At 66.0% G+C, this 17,141-nt stretch carries 15 protein-coding genes; 6 read left to right on the top strand and 9 right to left on the bottom strand.

Annotated features, from left to right (window positions below; translation table 11 throughout):
• Window positions 1-6: 6 nt before the first annotated feature.
• The 7 genes from NF556_RS07005 to NF556_RS06975 form a co-directional block, all read right to left on the bottom strand.
• Window positions 7-1,110 carry a mandelate racemase/muconate lactonizing enzyme family protein gene (locus NF556_RS07005; RefSeq protein WP_252594837.1) on the bottom strand — a complete coding sequence of 368 codons (1,104 nt, stop codon included), beginning with the start codon at window positions 1,108-1,110 and terminating at the stop codon, window positions 7-9.
• A gap of 91 nt (window positions 1,111-1,201) precedes the next feature.
• Complete coding sequence (locus NF556_RS07000) at window positions 1,202-2,059, bottom strand: enoyl-CoA hydratase/isomerase family protein (RefSeq protein ID WP_252594834.1); 858 nt, start codon at window positions 2,057-2,059, stop codon at window positions 1,202-1,204.
• A complete protein-coding gene (locus tag NF556_RS06995; RefSeq protein WP_252594832.1) occupies window positions 2,052-2,528 on the bottom strand; it encodes a MaoC family dehydratase in 477 nt (158 codons plus the stop codon). The genes NF556_RS07000 and NF556_RS06995 overlap by 8 nt, the downstream gene beginning before the upstream one ends.
• A gap of 3 nt (window positions 2,529-2,531) precedes the next feature.
• Window positions 2,532-3,272, bottom strand: a complete 741-nt coding sequence (gene fabG, locus NF556_RS06990; protein WP_252594830.1) for a 3-oxoacyl-ACP reductase FabG — start codon at window positions 3,270-3,272, stop codon at window positions 2,532-2,534.
• Between the two features lies 1 nt (window position 3,273).
• The gene (locus NF556_RS06985) at window positions 3,274-4,887 is read right to left on the bottom strand and encodes a tripartite tricarboxylate transporter permease (protein WP_252594828.1); all 1,614 of its coding nucleotides are present in this window, start codon (window positions 4,885-4,887) and stop codon (window positions 3,274-3,276) included.
• On the bottom strand, window positions 4,887-5,351 hold the full coding sequence (locus NF556_RS06980) for a tripartite tricarboxylate transporter TctB family protein (protein WP_252594826.1): 465 nt from the start codon (window positions 5,349-5,351) through the stop codon (window positions 4,887-4,889). The genes NF556_RS06985 and NF556_RS06980 overlap by 1 nt, the downstream gene beginning before the upstream one ends.
• Window positions 5,352-5,355: 4 nt before the next feature.
• The gene (locus NF556_RS06975; RefSeq protein ID WP_252594824.1) at window positions 5,356-6,327 is read right to left on the bottom strand and encodes a tripartite tricarboxylate transporter substrate binding protein; all 972 of its coding nucleotides are present in this window, start codon (window positions 6,325-6,327) and stop codon (window positions 5,356-5,358) included.
• A 285-nt stretch (window positions 6,328-6,612) separates the two neighbouring features.
• On the opposite strand from NF556_RS06975, the gene NF556_RS06970 reads away from it, so the two are divergent.
• The 3 genes from NF556_RS06970 to NF556_RS06960 all read left to right on the top strand — a co-directional run bounded on the left by NF556_RS06970 (window position 6,613) and on the right by NF556_RS06960 (window position 9,696).
• Window positions 6,613-7,404, top strand: coding sequence for an SDR family oxidoreductase (locus tag NF556_RS06970; protein ID WP_252594822.1), 792 nt, complete (start codon window positions 6,613-6,615; stop codon window positions 7,402-7,404).
• Window positions 7,397-8,644 carry a CaiB/BaiF CoA transferase family protein gene (locus NF556_RS06965; RefSeq protein WP_252594820.1) on the top strand — a complete coding sequence of 416 codons (1,248 nt, stop codon included), beginning with the start codon at window positions 7,397-7,399 and terminating at the stop codon, window positions 8,642-8,644. Before NF556_RS06970 ends, NF556_RS06965 begins: the two co-directional genes overlap by 8 nt.
• 137 nt (window positions 8,645-8,781) lie before the next feature.
• Window positions 8,782-9,696 carry a LysR family transcriptional regulator gene (locus NF556_RS06960; protein WP_252594818.1) on the top strand — a complete coding sequence of 305 codons (915 nt, stop codon included), beginning with the start codon at window positions 8,782-8,784 and terminating at the stop codon, window positions 9,694-9,696.
• A gap of 45 nt (window positions 9,697-9,741) precedes the next feature.
• Here the strand turns inward: NF556_RS06960 and NF556_RS06955 are convergent, their stop codons facing one another.
• Window positions 9,742-10,182, bottom strand: a complete 441-nt coding sequence (locus tag NF556_RS06955) for a hypothetical protein (RefSeq protein ID WP_252594816.1) — start codon at window positions 10,180-10,182, stop codon at window positions 9,742-9,744.
• Window positions 10,183-10,394: 212 nt separating this feature from the next.
• Between NF556_RS06955 and NF556_RS06950 the strand changes: the two genes are divergently transcribed.
• From NF556_RS06950 to NF556_RS06940, 3 genes are read left to right on the top strand one after another with little or no spacing between them, the layout of a single operon-like run.
• The gene (locus tag NF556_RS06950; RefSeq protein ID WP_252594814.1) at window positions 10,395-11,840 is read left to right on the top strand and encodes an FAD-binding oxidoreductase; all 1,446 of its coding nucleotides are present in this window, start codon (window positions 10,395-10,397) and stop codon (window positions 11,838-11,840) included.
• Window positions 11,837-13,126, top strand: a complete 1,290-nt coding sequence (locus NF556_RS06945) for a class I SAM-dependent methyltransferase (protein ID WP_252594813.1) — start codon at window positions 11,837-11,839, stop codon at window positions 13,124-13,126. Before NF556_RS06950 ends, NF556_RS06945 begins: the two co-directional genes overlap by 4 nt.
• A 45-nt stretch (window positions 13,127-13,171) precedes the next feature.
• A complete protein-coding gene (locus tag NF556_RS06940; RefSeq protein ID WP_252594811.1) occupies window positions 13,172-15,616 on the top strand; it encodes a cell wall-binding repeat-containing protein in 2,445 nt (814 codons plus the stop codon).
• 313 nt (window positions 15,617-15,929) lie between these two features.
• Here NF556_RS06940 and NF556_RS06935 read toward each other — a convergent pair whose 3' ends face one another.
• Complete coding sequence (locus tag NF556_RS06935; protein ID WP_252594810.1) at window positions 15,930-17,126, bottom strand: ROK family transcriptional regulator; 1,197 nt, start codon at window positions 17,124-17,126, stop codon at window positions 15,930-15,932.
• Between the last annotated feature and the right edge of the window lie 15 nt (window positions 17,127-17,141).

The following is a 17,141-nucleotide window of genomic DNA, read 5'->3' as shown; positions in this document are numbered from 1 at the left end:
GACCGCTCAGGTGTCCTGGCGGTAGTGGGTGAGTTTGTCGTCGTCGATCTGCAGCCCCAGTCCGGGGCCGGGCCGCACGGCGAGGGTGCCGTCGGTGATCTGCAGGGGTTCAGCCAGCAGGTCGTCCTTCATGTCGAGGAAGTTGGACAGCTCGCCGGCGCGCAGGGACGTCGACCGGTGGGCGGCACCGAAGGCCACGGAGCACAGCGTGCCGACCTGCCCGTCGATCTGGTTGCCCATCACGACCTCGACGCCCAGTCCCTCTGCCTGTCCCAGGATCCGCCCCGAGACAGTGAAACCGGTGCGGGCGGTCTTGATGCTGAGGGCGTTGGCGTTGCCGTCCAGCAGCTCCCGGGTCACCTCACCGGGGGTGGTGGCGCTCTCGTCTGCGACAAAAGGCACCGGGCACTGGCGCACCAACCACCGACGACCCAGTATGTCGTCAGCTGGGCAGAGCTCCTCGGCGAGAGTCAGTCCCAGGTCGGCCATGCGATGCAGTGCGTCGGCGGACTCCGAGGGTGTCCAGCCGCGGTTGCCGTCGATGTAGAGCTCGACGGCGTCGCCGAAGTGCTCGCGCAGGGCGCGGACAACGTCGACGTCGAGGGTCACCGGGCGACGACCGACCTTGACCTTGAAGGTCGCGATGCCACAGCGCTCGTGGATGGCCTGGGCCTCGGCGACCATCTTGTCCGGTGTGTCGAAGCCGAGCATGTGACTGACCCGCATCCGGTCGGTCCACCCGCCGAGCAACTGGCTGACCGAGACGTCCAGGGCCTGCCCGATCACGTCCCAGATCGCCATGTCGACTGCGGCCTTGGCTGTCGGGTTGCCGACCGTGCGGTGCATGATCGCCTGGATCTGTTCGCGCTCCAGCACAGAGTGGCCGGTGATCTGCGGGGCAAAGATGGTGTCGACCACCGCGACGATCGACTGCTGCGTCTCGCCGTAGGTGTAGGGCCGCGGCGGCGCCTCAGCCGTGCCGACCAGCCCGTCCTCGGTGTGCACCCGGACCAACACGTGGTCGGCCGTCCGCACCTCGCCACTCGCGAATTTCAGCGTCTTGGCGTAGGGAATCGCGAACGGTATCGCCTCGATCTGCGTGATCTTCACGTGCACCTCCCTCTGACCCTGGCCCCACGCTAGCGGGTCCAATTGAGATGATTCCAATGCCTGCGTCTACCCCACTAGGACATCATGAGTCTCAATCAGAATCGCCGTTGACATCGACCGCTTCATCGTGCGGTGAAGGGTCCGCCCGCAACGTCGTATCCACGTGCCAACTCCCTGAGAATGTGGGCTCGACCTTGTCCACGAAAGCCTGTCGAGCGGCCATGGCGTCCGTTGCCAGATTAATGGCAGCGACCCTCCCCTCGTTGTCCAGCGCCTCGCGCAGACTCTGCGTCGAGGCTTGGTTGAGCATGGACTTGGTCAGAGCCATCGCCACGGGTGGGCCAGCCGCCAACTGAGACGCCAGATCCTCCACAAAGGTGTCGATCTCGTGAGCAGGCCTGATCCACGTGACCATGCCCAACCGCGACGCCTCCTCGGCACTGATGATCTCGGCCAGCAGCGCGAGCCGCTTGGCTTGGAGCAGCCCCACCGTGCGCGGCAACAGCCAAGTTCCACCGAAGTCAGGTGACAGTCCACGACGGCCAAAGATCTGGGAGAACCGTGCTTCCGGCGTTGCCACGACAAAATCAGCAGCCAGGGCCAAGTTGCATCCAGCCCCAACTGCGACACCACGGACCTTAGCGATCACGGGCTTCGGAAACTCCGCCAACAGCATGGCCGTGTCCCCGAACCAACGCATGCGGTCGACGGGATGGCCTTCCTTCCGATCACCCCCGACATCAGCACCAGAGCAAAAATCGCCTCCACTACCGGCAAGGATCAGAACCCGCACATCGGTGTCGTCGCGTGCACCCCGCAATTCATCCTGCAATCGCTGCACAGTGGGGTCATCGAGAGCGTTCTTGCTGTGTGGCCTGTTAAGGGTCAAGGTGACGACTGCTCCGTCGCGGTCGACGAGCAGCGTTTCTGCTGTTGGCAAATCAGCCATTGGCCCCACCTGCGTCGGGCACAAACCGTCGCACGGTGTCCGCGACGCAAGCCGGTCGGTCCACTCCTTCGACCTGCACGGTCATGCGCACGACCGCCTGGGTGGCATGTCCAGAGCCGGGTTCAACCGACACGATCTCTGCACCAACTCGGATGCGCGAACCAACCCGGACAGGTGAAGGGAATCGCACCCGGTCCAGCCCATAGTTGATCGTCGCGGACACTCCGCGGACCTCATAGAGCTGGGCGGTCAGGACCGGTAGCAAGGACAGAATCAGATAGCCGTGAGCAACCGTGGTGCCGTACGGCCCGGATGCGGCGCGTGCTGGATCACTGTGAATCCATTGCTGATCACCGGTGACCTCCCCGAATGCAGTGATCATGTCCTGCTCCACGGCAATCCAGTCGCTGTGCCCGAGATGCTCGCCAACTGCGCCCGCTAAATCGGACAAGGTGTTGAAGGTGCGCATGACTTAAATGTGTCGTCCGCCGGAGATTTCTAGGACCGTGCCAGTCATATAGCTGGCCATGTCGCTAGCTAGGAAGACGACGACGCTGGCCACCTCCTCGACCTCCCCCGGTCGCCCCATAGGCACCTCAGCGATCTTGGACTCCTTCACATGGTCTGGCATCGCCTCGGTCATCGCGGTGCGGATGTAGCCAGGCTGGATTGCATTGACTCTCACATTCTTGAAAGCAACTTCCTTGCAGGCAGCCTTCGTGAGTCCCACGATGCCTGCTTTGGCAGCTGAGTAATTCGTCTGCCCCAGCATGCCAACCTTTCCAGAGATCGAACTGACGTTAATGATCGACCCAGTGCCTCGCTCGCGCATTCGTGCGGCGGCGGCTCGGGTGCCGAGCCAGCACCCTTTGAGGTGCACCGCGATCACATCGTCGAAATCCGATTCCGTCATCTTTCGCATCGTGGCGTCGCGGGTCATACCCGCGTTGTTGACCATGACGTCAACCGGCCCGAAGGTCTCCTCAGCAGCATCAAGCAAGGCCTCGATCTGCTCCGACGACCGAACGTCGCACACAGCGGACCTGGCCACATCCGAACCTCCCAGTGCCTGCACCGCACTCGCTCCGCCGGACTGGTTGATGTCGCCGATCACGACCTTCGCACCCTCGGTGATGAGCGCACGCGCAATCTCCAGTCCGATACCTTGCGCCCCGCCGGTGACCACAGCCACCTTGTCTTGTAGCAGTCCCATGTCAATCATCCTTTGCGTGTCGCGTCGTGGCTGGTGGGGTGGAGTCCGATTTCGGCTCATCGGCACCGACGCCCAGCGCCTCCAGTTCGTCGTCATCCATGGCTGCGTGCTCGATCAGTTCCTTGCCGCTCGTGAAGCGACCACGCAGGGCCATCACAGTGCTCCACACGAGGAAGACCGCGATGAGTCCGAAGACGACGCCGGCGACCGGTCGCTGGATGAAGATGCCCAGGCTGCCGTCTGAGAGCAACATCGACTGCCGGAAGGAACCCTCCAGGATCGGACCCAGGACGAACGCCAGCACGAGGGGACCGGGCTCGAAACCCGTCTTCTTCATCAGCCAGCCCAAGATCCCGAAGCCCAGAACGACCCACATGTCGTTGAGGTCGCTGTTGATCGAGTAGACACCGGCCAACGTGATAAGGAGCGCGAAGGCACCGAGGATCCCCGGTCGGACCCGAAGCAGTTGCACGAAAATGCCCACCAGCGGCACGTTCAGGATCAGCAGGATGATGTTCCCGATCACCATGGAGGCGATGACGCCCCAGAAGATGTCGGGGTGGTCGTCGATGAGCGACGGGCCTGGAGTGATCCCCTGGATGGTCAGTGCTCCGAAGATGAGGGCAAGGACAACGTTGGAGGGCAGACCAAGGGTCAAGAGCGGGACGAAGGCCGACGTCGACGAGGCATTGTTGGCCGTCTCAGGGCCAGCCACTCCTTCGATCGCTCCCTTGCCGAACTCGTGCCGGCTGTTCTTGCTGAACTTCTTCTCAGCACCGTAGGACGCCAGGGAGGAGACGACGCCGCCACCGCCGGGGAGGACGCCGATGAAGAAGCCGAGCACGGAACCGCGCGCAATTGGCGCCGCCGAGTCCCGGAAGTCTTGACGGGTCGGCCAGATGTTCCTGACCTTGGATGTCAACGCCTTGACTGTCTGATCCTGCTCGATGGCGTGCAGGATCTCGCCCACGCCGAAGAGGCCCATGGCGATCGCCACAAAGTCGAAGCCATCGATCAGAGAGAGCTGACCGAAGGTGAAGCGCGTGGCACCGGTGATCGGGTCCTGCCCTACAGTCGCGAGCAGGAGTCCCACGGCTGCCATGGCCAAACTCTTGAAGGGGTGCCTGGTGCCCAGGTAGGTGACTAGGAGAAGACCGAGCACTGCGAGCGCGACGAACTCCGGTGGACCGATCCCGACGGCGACCTCCGCGAGTGTCGGTGCAAGCAACATCAAACCGACGACAGCAACCATGCCACCGATAAAGGATCCCACCGCACTGATACCCAGCGCAGGGCCAGCCCGCCCCTGTTTGGCCATCTCGTACCCATCGATACTGGTTACCACAGAGGCTGCCTCGCCCGGCAGTCTCAGCAGGACCGAAGTGATGGTCCCGCCATACATCGATCCGTAGTAGATGCCTGCCAGCATGATGATGGCGGTGGCTGGTTCGAGCGTGTAGGTGAGCGGCAGCAGCAGTGCGATTGTCGCTGAGGGGCCGAGACCTGGGAGCACTCCGATCACCGTGCCGATGAGCACGCCGATGAAGACGTACAGCAGGTTGTGTGGGGTCGCTGCGGTCGCAAAGCCGGTGGCTATCCCGTCAAAGATGTCCATCAGAGCCCAAACTCCATTCCGGTCTGCTGGCCGATCACACCGATCGGGAACTGCACGTCTAGGAACTGGCCGAAGACCAGGTAAAGACCGACCGCCCCCAGCACCGCGAGCACGACCGTCAATGGCCACGGTTCCCTGGAGAGGAAATGGATCCAGAAGGTGAGGAGGAGGACGGCCGAGAGGATGACGCCCAGGATCGGCAGGATCACGATGAAGACGCCCAGCGCAACGAAGGCGAGCCCCACCTTGCCCGAGCGACGAGTCCACTCCTCGTAGTCATCCGGAGTGTCCTCGGCGACCAGCACGAGGCCACAAAAAATAATGACCAGCGCGGTGATAAACGGCCACAGGCCAGACCCGGGTGCCGACAGACCGCCGAGGCCGAGCTGCACAGCACCCAGGGCAGCTGCAGCGCCAAGCGCCAAAATTGCGAGGGCGCCGAATCGGTAGGCGTGCTGTCGCATCGGGTCAACCGCCGATGACTGCTGAGTATGCCTTCGACTGCTCCTCGAACTCCTTCTGGAGTGTCGGGCCGTCGACATACGTGTCACTCACGAAGTCAGGGCCAATGATCTCGCGCACAGAGTCTTCGGCAAGGCACCCCTCAAGGCTGTCACTCAACACGGTCGTGATGTCCTCAGGCGTGCCGGCCGGCGCCACGATACCGAAGTAAGACGTGCCTGCACCGAGATCCTCAAAGCCGGCAATCTCGTTGACTGCAGGAATGTCAGGAAGATAATCCACCCGGTCCTTGGAGGTGACGCCCAGGATCCGCAAGGTGCCCTTCTCGTGTTGCTGAAGCAGGTCGTCGTCAACGACCGCGGTGCCGAAGTCGACCTGATTTCCCAGCAGCGCGGACTTTACACCTGCTGTGCCGTCGAACGGCACCAAAGTGATGGGAGCTCCCGCCTTCTTCACCGCTTCGAGCTCGAGGGTGCCCTGCGAGGCCGCGCCTGGCGCGGCTGCCTTGAGATCCGCGTCTGCGGTCAACAGGTCCTCAAGAGTCGTGTAGGAAGACTCACCATTTACAAGGATGACGTACGGGAAGGAAGCCACCTGACCGATCGCCTGCTGGTCCTCAAGGGTGTAGCCGACGTCATTGCTCAGTGGAGTCACTACGGCGGAACTGGTCAGCACCAGTTCCAGCGTGTGCCCGTCGGCAGGCTGACTGATCAGCTCTGTCGTGCCGACGGCACCGCTGCCACCAGCCTTGTTCTCGACGATGACCGTCTCTCCAAGTTGCCCCTCGAGGCACGGGGCAACTGCCCGGGCGGCGATATCCGTGCCACCACCAGCGGGGTAAGGAACGATGAGACGTACGGTCTTGCTGGGGTAGTCGGCGGCGTCACCGCCACCAGCGCTGCCGCCATTTCCGCAGGCGGAGAGACCAGTAAGGGCCACCATTCCCACCACTGCTGCCAAAGTTGTGTGTCGCGCCATTGCGAGGCTCCTCGAGTCGGGGTCTGACGATCCGGTTGCCCAACGATGAACCCTCGACACTGATCCTGTGAAGGACCTCTTTCGGGACCAATCAGGACCGCTTGGGTATTGATCGCCAACCACCAGCGGAAACGCCGACGATTCCGTTTCGATTCACGTTCAGGTATCAATGACCGCACAAATGGGTCCTTGTGGGTATCTCTGATCCCTACCTACGTTGGATCGAACGGCGGGTCCACTCGCCACGTCCAGGTTCTGCAGGTTCTTGAAGGTGGGAAACCAACGATGCTCCCCAAAGGCACATTCTCCGGCCGAGTCTCAGTCGTCACAGGCGGCTCCTCCGGGATTGGCGAGGCAATCGCCACCGAGTTGGCCAGGCTCGGCTCCGATGTGGCGATCGTCGGTCGCAAACAAGACCAGCTCGACGCTGCAGCAACTCGCCTTCGTGAGCACGGTACTCAGATCACGACCCACTCGGTTGACGTCCGCGATCGAGAGTCAGTCGAGGCGACGGTGGCTGACCTCCTGGCGCGGTGGGGGCAGATCGATCACCTGGTCAACAGCGCAGCGGGCAACTTCCAGGCCAAGCCCGAGGATCTCTCGCCCAACGCCTGGTCTGCCGTCGTGCGAATCGTCTTGGATGGCACCTGGAATTTCACCCAGGTCGTCGGCCAACACATGATCGAGCGTGGCGCCGGCGGCTCCATCCTCAGCATCGGCACCACCGCCGCAATGATCGGCGGCCCAAGCACGGTCCACTCGACGTCGGCGAAGGCCGGGGTCATCGCCCTGACCAAGTCCCTGGGGGTCGCCTGGGCCGAGCACAACATCAGAGTCAACGTGATGACTCCAGGACCGACCGAAGGCACCGGTGCCATGACCTTCCTGTTCGGCGGGGAGGGGCAGTGGGACGAACAGGTCCAGGCGATTCCGCTCAAACGAATGCTCACCCGCCAGGAGGCTGCCGACGCGTCGGTCTACCTGCTCAGTGACTACGCGAGTTACATCACGGGCCACAACCTAGTCATCGATGGCGGCAGATCCCTGGGCCGCGCTGGGGGTGTCTTCGGTGGCTGAGAGCAACCCCACTGGCCCTCTCACTGGCATCCGGGTGCTCGACCTGACCCGCGTCCTGTCTGGCCCGTTCGCGACCATGGTCCTAGCGGACTTGGGTGCGGACGTGATCAAGATCGAGGATCCCGTGCGCGGGGATGACACGAGGCACTGGGGCCCCCCGTTCGTCGAATCAGAGTCTGCCTATTTCATGAGCGTGAACCGCAACAAGCGCAGTCTCGCCCTGGATCTCAAGTCCGACCGCGGCCGCGAGATCGCCCGGACTCTCGCCGCCGAGGTGGACGTCATCGTGGAGAACTTCCGGCCAGGGGTCGCTGCGCGCCTTGGGCTCGGTTATGAGGCCGTGCGGGGGACCAACCCGGGTGTCATCTATGCGTCCATCAGCGGCTACGGACACAAGAGCTCTGAATCAGACAAGCCCGGCTACGACCCGATCATGCAAGCTCGCAGCGGGCTGATGAGCATCACTGGAGAGGCGGACGGGGGCCCGGCCCGAGTGGGCGTGGCCAGTGCCGATATCAGTGCGGGTCTTTGGACTGCCATCGGCACCCTGGCAGCGCTGCACCACCGCACAGCGACCGGCAGGGGTCAGTGGATAGATCTGTCCCTGCTTGATGCACAGGTCTCCTGGCTGTCCAACGTCGCAGGCGCTTGGTTCGCCTCGGGTGGGGTCCCGGCTCGCTACGGCACCGGCCACCCGAGCATCGTCCCCTCCGAGGCCTTCGCCACAAGCGATGGGCTCCTCATGCTGGCAGCCGGCAACGACGCGATGTGGGACAGAATGGCTGCCGCCCTGGGCGTCGAGCAGCTAGTTGACGACCCACGGTTCGAGACCAACCCGCTGCGGGTCGCACATCGGGACGACCTGCGCCATGAGCTCGAGCAGGTTCTGGCCACGGACACGACGGCTGCCTGGCTTGAGCGGCTGGATGCCGCCGCCGTGCCGGCCGCCCGCGTCAACTCCATCGGAGAGGCGTTGTCAGACCCCCTGCTGCGTGAGCGGGACATGATCGTCGAACTCGAGCACCAACACGTGGGCCTCGTGAGAAGTGTCGGATCCCCCGTGAAGTTGTCGGAGACACCCCCCTCAATGCGATCGGCGCCTCCGGTGCTGGGACAGGACACACGTGCCGTCTTAGCCGAGTTGGGGCTGGACCCAACTGAGATCCAGGACCTCATCGACCAAGGTCAGGTCACTGCTGCTGAACCCGCTCCAACCGCTGAGCGCCGCCTCCGCGTCTGACGAAAAGCCGGGCTACGACGGAGGGCCAAATGCCTGCTGGACCGCGCATCAACCGGTCACAACGCGCACACCCAGAGGCCGATGCCGGGGCCGCCGTCGGTCCGCGCTGGCACGATCCACTGTGCCATGCTGGCACGATGGAGATCCGGCACCTTCGCTACTTCGTGGTTGTAGCCGAGGAGCTTCACTTCAATCGGGCTGCGGAACGGCTGCACATGCAGCAACCGCCCCTGAGTCGACAGATCCGCCAATTGGAGAAGGAGATCGGCGCCGATCTGTTCCACCGCACAACGCGTTCAGTCAAACTGACCGAGGCAGGTCGCGCGTTTGAGGTCGAGGCCAGGGCCATCTTGGCGATGGTCGACAAGTCGCGCGACGTGGCAATCCGCGCGGCACACGGACTGACCGGCAGGCTGGCAGTCGGGTTCACCGGATCCAATACGTACTCGATGTTGCCCATCGTCGCAAAGCGTTTCCACGAGGAGTTCCCCAGCGCTGAGTTGCACGCGCAAGGAGAGATGCTGACGCCCGCCCAGGAGCAGGCCCTGCTCACCCGCGAACTCGACCTCTGCTTCGGCCGTCAGGAACTGACCGGCCCTGAGCTTGCCTCGCGCGTGATCTGCGCCGAGTCGATCACAGTGCTGCTCCCGCAGCACCACCGCCTCGCAGGTCAGGACGCTATCCGTCTGGGCGAACTCTCTGAGGACCCGTTCGTGACGTACCCCAGCCGATACGGATCGACGATGTTCGAACTCACAATCAACACCTGCCGCGCGGCCGGCTTCTCTCCCCGCATCGTCCAAGAGGTGACCCAGACCTCCACATTGGTGAGCCTGGTGGCTGCCGGCTTCGGTGTGGCGTTGGCCCCAGAGTCGGTCCGCCACATCCAGGTCACAGGGGCTGTTCACAAGCCGCTGGCCTGGCCCGTCGTCTCCAGCGATCTCGTCCTCGCCTGGCGCAAGGACAATGACCTGCCCCTGCTGGCGCGCTTCCTGGAGATGATCGACCGCATGGATTTTGCTGGGCAGCTCAACTCGCCCAGGCCACACTGAGCACACGCCAGCGCTTGAAGAGCAACCTTGCCCAACGAAAGACACTCAGCCAGTGACCTCGAGCTCCGCACAGAAGTTCTCGCGAGCGTTGGCCGTGCACAGTCGATAGTGCCCCGCAGCGGCGGTGTCCGGCACCAACACAGTGTCGGGTCCCGGCCCACTGACCCCCACACCGTCCCAGCCCCACCGCTCCTCATCCTCGTGACCGACCCAGTCCGGGGTGCCACCGTTGCCGTCGGACCACAGCAGGTAGCGCTGGTGCCAGGTGTCGCCGTCCTGTTCCTCCAGGACCCAGGGCACGCCCCGCTCCGTCTCCTGCGGAAAGCTCAGCTCCACCAGGTCCCCGGCGCTCACCGTGGTCGGGTCGGCCACCACCAGCTCCGGCCTCGTCTGTGCCCTGTTGTCGAACGGGCCGGGCTCGTCCGCAGAGCTGCAGGCCGTGACCATGGCAAGAACACCAAGGATGCCGATCATCTGACGCACCATCACGGGCTCCTTCCGCAGACCGACCTGCCTTCAGTATGCCGAGTGGTTGGCGGCCGTGCGCTCGGTCACCTCTGAGAGTCGGCGGCCGTGCGCTCGGTCACCTCTGAGAGTCGCCGGCCACGCGCTCGGTCGGGGTAAATCTCGCCACACCGCGCGCTCGGTCGATGAAGGGGTGGGTGCGGGGCGAATGTGCCGTGCGGCAGTATGGGGCAATGGTTGCGCACCAGGGAGACATCGCCCTGGCCGTCGCCCGGGCTGAGGCCGACATCCGCTCGATGCAGCGGGTGCGGCTGGCGAAGAAGACGTCCAACCTGTTCCGGCCGCGCGCCGCGGACGGAGCGACCGGTTTGGACCTGTCTGCCTTCACCGGAGTCATCGCGACGACCGAGGCCACAGCAGACCGACCCGCCACGGCCACCGTCGGCGGCCTGACAACGTATGAGCAGCTCGTCGACGAACTGCTGCCCCTCGGACAGATGCCCCTGGTCGTTCCCCAGCTCAAGACGATCACCCTCGGCGGCGCGGTCACCGGGCTGGGCATCGAGTCCACCAGCTTCCGCGACGGGCTCCCCCACGAGTCGGTGCTCGCCCTGCAGGTCCTCACCGGCACCGGCGAGGCGGTCACGGCAACAGCCGACAACGAGCACGCGGACCTGTTTCATGCCTTCCCCAACAGCTATGGGTCGCTCGGCTATGCGCTGACCGTGACCATCGAGACCGCGCCGACCCACCCCTACGTCGCGCTGCAGCACGTGCGCTTCTCCCAGATCGAGGAGGCCATGAGCGCGATCGGTCACATCATGGCCTCGCGCGACTGGAACGGCGAGGCCGTCGACTTCCTGGACGGTGTCGTGTTCAGCGCCACCGAGACCTATCTGACCCTCGGGCGCTGGGCCGACACCACCGAGGACTTCTCCGGCCCGAGCGACTACACCGGCCAGCAGATCTACTACCGCTCACTGCAACACAAGCGCCGCGACCTGCTGACGGTCCGGGACTACCTCTGGCGCTGGGACACCGACTGGTTCTGGTGCTCCCGCGCGTTCGGAGCGCAACGCCCGGCCCTGCGACGCCTCTGGCCAAAACAGTTGCTGCGCAGCGACTTCTATTGGAAGATCCAGGACCTCGAGGCGCGCCGCGGGATCGTCGCCGGCCTCGACAAGCTGCGCGGCAAGCCGGCCCAGGAGCGGGTCATCCAGGACGTCGAGATCCCCCTGGACCGCACGGCGCAGTTCCTGCACTGGTTCCTCGACAACGTCCCGATCGAGCCCATCTGGCTCTGCCCGGTCCAGTTGCGGGGCAACGCAACCCAGACTGAGCCCACCACCGCGGCGGGCGCGGAGCAGGAGGAGTCCAGCGATCGGCATACGACGCCCTGGCCGCTCTATCCGATGCGGGCGGGCGTCCCCTATGTCAACGTCGGTTTCTGGTCGGCCGTCCCGATCACCGACGGCCGCCAGCACGGCGACACCAACCGGGCGATCGAGGCCCAGGTGACCGAGCTCGGCGGGCACAAGGGGCTCTACTCCGAGGCGTTCTACGACGAGCAGACCTTCGCTGCCCTCTACGGCGGCGACCACTATGAGCAGGTCAAGGGGCGCTACGACCCGAGCGGGCGCTTCCCCACCCTCTATGACAAGGCGGTGCGCGCACGATGATGACGGTCGGTGAGGCCTTCGATCGCTATTTTGACCCGGGGAGTGGTCTGCGGATCGAGGCCTATGACGGGTCCACCGGCGGCGACGCGGACGGGCAGGTCGTGCGGCTGCACAGCCCGGAGGCCCTCAACTATCTGCTCACCGCGCCCCGGTCGATCGGCATGATGCGCGCCTACCTGTCCGGCGAGCTCAGCATCGACGGGATGGATGAGGGCAACCCCTATCCCGTGCTCACGACCTACCTGACCCGCCTGTCCGCCCGCCGTCCCAGCCTGCGCGAGCTGCCGGACCTGGCCCGGTTTGTCAGGGAGACGGGGCTGCACGTCCCCGATCTGCCACCCCAGGAGGCACCGGCACCCTGGCGCCGCGTGGCCCACGGGCTGCGACACGGACGGATGCGGGACGCCGCGGCGATCTCCTACCATTACGACGTCTCCAACCGGTTCTACGAGTTGTTGCTCGGCCCGTCCATGGCCTACACCTGCGGGGTCTATCCGGACACCGAGGCCTCCCTGGAGGAGGCCCAGTCCTACAAATTCGATCTCGTATGCCGAAAGCTGGGTCTGTCTCCCGGCATGCGTCTGCTGGATGTCGGGTGTGGGTGGGGCGGCATGGTGGCGCACGCCGTGCGGCACTACGGCGTGACCGCGGTGGGGGTCACGCTGTCGCGCAACCAGGCCAGCTGGGGGCAGGCGATGCTGGAGCGCGAGGGCCTCACCGACTGGGCCGAGATCCGGCACAGCGACTATCGGGACGTGACCGAGCGCGGCTTTGACGCGGTCTCGAGCATCGGGCTGACCGAGCACATCGGGGTGCGCAACTACCCGGCATACTTCGGCTTCCTCCGCGAGCGCCTGCGCGACGGGGGACGGCTGCTCAACCACTGCATCACCCGCCCGGACAACCGGCGCAACGGCATGCTGAAGGACCCGTTCACCAACCGCTACACCTTCCCCGACGGGGAGCTGTCCGGCGTCGGGCACATCATCTCGGTGATGGAGGACACCGGCCTGGAGGTGCGCCACCAGGAGAACCTGCGCGAGCACTATGCCCGCACGACCGGGGCCTGGGCCCAGAATTTGTCGGACCACTGGGACGAGTGCGTCGCTGAGGCCGGGCTCGGCACCGCCCGGGTCTGGGGTGTCTATCTCGCCGGATCGCGGGTCAACTTCGAGCACAACAACATTCAGTTGCACCAGGTGCTCGGCGTGCGCACATCTGACGACGGAGAGGCTGGACTTGACCTGCGCCCGACCTGGGAGGTTGAGGCCGCGGTCCGCGACTGACCTGCAGATCTCCGCTAGGAGATGACGGCACGAGCCTTTAGCCTGATGCGGGAGACCCGGGGGGCCGGGCTCGCGGACACGAACGGCAAGGACCTGGAGGTCACACCCATGGCAGGCTCGCGCGGACTCGGCAGGGGGCTGGTCGCTGCAGCGGCCGGAGCCTCACTGGTCGCCACCGGCATCGGCGCCCTGGGCGCCGGCGCCCAGGATCTCTCGACGCCGCCGGCGACCCTCGGCACACCCCTGCCGACGCAGGACCGGATCGACGCCGAGGTCACCGCTGAGCTGGAGAGTGACGGGAGCGCCGACTTCTGGATCGACCTGGGCGCCGAGGCCGACCTCTCCCCTGCCTATGAGATCGAGGACTGGGAGGAGCGCGGGCAGTTTGTCTATGACGCGCTGACGTCCACCGCGCAGACCAGCCAGGCCGACCTGCGCGCCGAGCTCGACGAGGCTGGCGCAACCTACGAGACCTTCTACGTCAGCAACGCCATCCGGGTGACCGACGGCGACGTCGAGCTGGTCGCCTCGTTGAGCGACCGCGCTGACGTGGCCCACCTGCACGCGACCTTTGAGACCGCGCCTCCCGAGGTGCCGTTCGAGCCGGTCAGCGAGGCAGACTCGGCACCCGCTGAGGGTGTGGAGTGGAACCTCCAGGACGTGCGCGCCGACGCCGTGTGGTCCACGGGCACGTCGGGCGAGGGCATCATCGTCGCCACGATCGACACCGGGGCCGAGTGGGACCACCCGGGCCTGATCAACCACTACCGCGGCTTCAACGGCGGCGAGGTCAACCACAACTACAGCTGGTTCGACGCCACGGGCGAGTCCCCGCAACAGCCGGCCGACAGCAACGGGCACGGCACGCACGTGACCGGCACCCTGGTCGGTGACGACGGTGGGGTCAACCAGGTCGGGATGGCACCGGGCGCTCGGTGGATCGCAGCCAACGGCTGTGGCAAGGGGTGCAAGGACAGCAACCTGCTCGCCTCGGGCCAGTGGACGCTCGCGCCCACCAACCTGGCTGGTGAGAACCCCAACGCGGCCCTGCGCCCCCACGTCATCAACAACTCCTGGGGCTCGACGTCCCCCTCCACAGGACCGCTGCTCGAAGACGTCTCCAAGGCCTGGGCCGCCGCCGGTCAGTTCGCCGTCTTCTCCAACGGCAACCTTGCTCAGTGGGGCAGCAATCCGTGCCGAAGCTCGTCCTCGCCCGGCAGCCGGATCATCAACTACTCCGTGGGCAACTACACCAAGAACCACACGATCGCGAGCACGTCCAGCCGCGGCACGGGACAGGGCGGTGCGATCAAGCCCGACATCTCGGCCCCCGGCACCAACGTCCGTTCCACCTGGCCGGGCGGTGGCTACGCGACCGGCAACGGCACCTCGATGGCGGCGCCCCACGTGGCCGGTGCGGTGGCGCTGCTGTGGTCGGCCCGCCCGGACCTGCGAGGTGACGTCGACGTCACCCGTGCCCTCCTGGACGGCTCGGCCATCGACACCAACGACACCTCCTGCGGCGGCACGGCAGCCAACAACAACGTCTTTGGCGAGGGCCGTCTCAATGCCGCCGCCCTGATCAACTCGGCCCCCGCGACGCCCGTCCACCGGATCTCCGGTCAGGACCGCTACTCCACGGCTGCGGCGATCGCCACCGGTTACCAGAACGGGGCCGGCGTGGTCTACCTGGCCACGGGCAACGACTACCCCGACGCTCTGGTCGGGGCCGCCCTGGCCGGCACCAAGGAAGCCCCCGTGCTCCTCACCAAGCCGGACACCATGCCGGCGGCCACGGTGGCACAGCTCAAGCGGCTCCAGCCCGCGACGGTCGTCCTCCTGGGTGGCCAGCAGGTCATCTCTCAGCAGGTGCTCGGTGAGGTGCAGCAGCTCCTGCCCAACGCCAACACCGGTCGCCGCGCAGGCGACAACCGCTATGAGACCGCGGCGATGATCTCTCGGGACTTCAAGAGCAGCGACGTCGTCTACATCGCCACGGGTGCGGACTATCCCGACGGTCTGGCCGGCGCGGCCCGATCCGGCGCACTGGACGCTCCGGTGCTGTTGACCCAGCCCGGCAACCTGCCCAACGCCACCAAGGTCGAGCTCGACCGGCTGCGGCCCCAGCGCATCGTCCTGCTGGGTGGCCCCACGGCGATCTCCAAGCAGGTGGGCAGCGAGTTGCAGGCCTATGCGCCCACGACCCGTGTCGCCGGCACGAACCGCTATGAGACCGCGGCGCAGATCAGCACGGACTACCAGAGCGCGTCGACGGTCTATATCGCCACGGGCACCGACTGGCCGGATGCCCTGGCCGGTGCGGCGCGGGCGGGCCGGGACCACGCTCCGATCCTGCTGGCACAGCCGGACAACGTCCCGAACGCCACGGTCAGGGAGGTGCGGCGCCTCAACCCCGACCGGATCTTCGTGCTCGGCGGCCCGAGCGCGATCTCCACGGCCAGCGAGATCGAGCTCGGCCGCATCGAGTAGCCAACCGCGCCGGACGCCCATCCGACCCGATCGTGAAGGATGCGTGCACGTGCGCCCCGACCTCACACGACACGCCGACCCGATCGTGAAGGATGCGTGCACCTGCATCCCGACCTCACACGACACGCCGACCCGACCGTGAAGGATGCGTGCACCTGCACGGGCACCCCGCGCGGTGCTTCCGTGCCGACGGCGCCCGCGTGACGGCACTGCGGGGGGACGGGTGGCTGAGTCATCACCCGACTCACCCACCCGTGGTCGAGGACTGGCCGAGGACTAGCTAGCCGACGGCGGCGCTGGCGCCCTCGGCTAGCTATCCGACCGCGGCGCTGGCGGCCTCGATGGCCTCCGGGGAGAGCACGTGGCTGATCGCCATCGACGCGGCCCCGAGCACACCGGCCTCGCGGCCCGCACGGCTGTTCACGAGCCGGAGCGACTCGGTGGCCAACGGCAGCGAGCGGCGATAGACGACCTCGCGGATGCCCGCCAGCAGGTGCTCTCCCGAGTCAGCGAGGCGGCCCCCGATCACCACGACCGAGGGGTTGATCAGGTTGACCATGGTGGCCACGACCTCGCCGATGTCGCGGCCGGCCTGACGGATCTCCTGGATCGCCGTGGTGTCGCCACCGCGGACCAGATCGACCACGTCCTGGGTGGTGACAACTTCCCGGCCTGCCTCGGTCAACCGAGCGGCCAGCGCAGGGCCGGCAGCCACCGCCTCGAGACACCCCTCGTTGCCACACCGGCAGATGATGCCGCCACCGCGCAGCACCTGCACGTGGCCGAGGTCGCCCGCGGTGCCCTGGGCCCCGCGCTGCAGTGAGCCACCACTGATGATCCCGGCACCGATGCCGGTCGCGACCTTGATGAAGACCAGGTCGTCCACCTCCCGCAGGTGGGTCTGCTGCTCCCCCAGCGCCATGATGTTGACGTCGTTGTCGATGAGCACCGGCACCGGGTGGGTGCGCTGGACGTGCCCCGGGACGTCATAGCGGTCCCACCCCGGCATGATCGGCGGGTTGATCGGCCGCCCCGTCGAGTGCTCCACCGGACCGGGCAGGCCGATGCCGATCGCCGCAAGGTCACGCGGCGGCCGATTGGCCTGCACCAGAAGCTCTTTGACAGTGCTCGTCACCCACCCGAGCACCTCCTCCGGACCGCTCGCGATGTCCAGCGCAGCCTGCGTCTCGGCGAGCACGCACCCGGACAGGTCGGACAGCACGGCCACCGCGTGCGTCGCTCCGACATCGACGCCGGCCACGACGCGCACTGACGGGTTCAGGGCGAACAGCGAGGGCGGGCGGCCACCGGTGGAGCGAGCGTCACCGTAGGGCGTGACCAGGCCCAGCTTCATCAGCACATCGACGCGGGCGGCGATCGTCGACCGGGCCAGGCCGGTGGACTCGGCCAACTGGGCCCGCGTCCGGGGGCGGCCGTCCCGGAGCAGATCGAAGACGTCACTGGTGCGCACATCCGAAGTGAACCACGACCACTTACCAATGCTCAACATGCAACTTCTGTCGGT

The organism is Ornithinimicrobium faecis (genome assembly GCF_023923225.1).
In the GTDB taxonomy this organism is placed as follows: domain Bacteria; phylum Actinomycetota; class Actinomycetes; order Actinomycetales; family Dermatophilaceae; genus Ornithinicoccus; species Ornithinicoccus faecis.
This window is presented reverse-complemented; position numbering and strand designations above follow the sequence as displayed.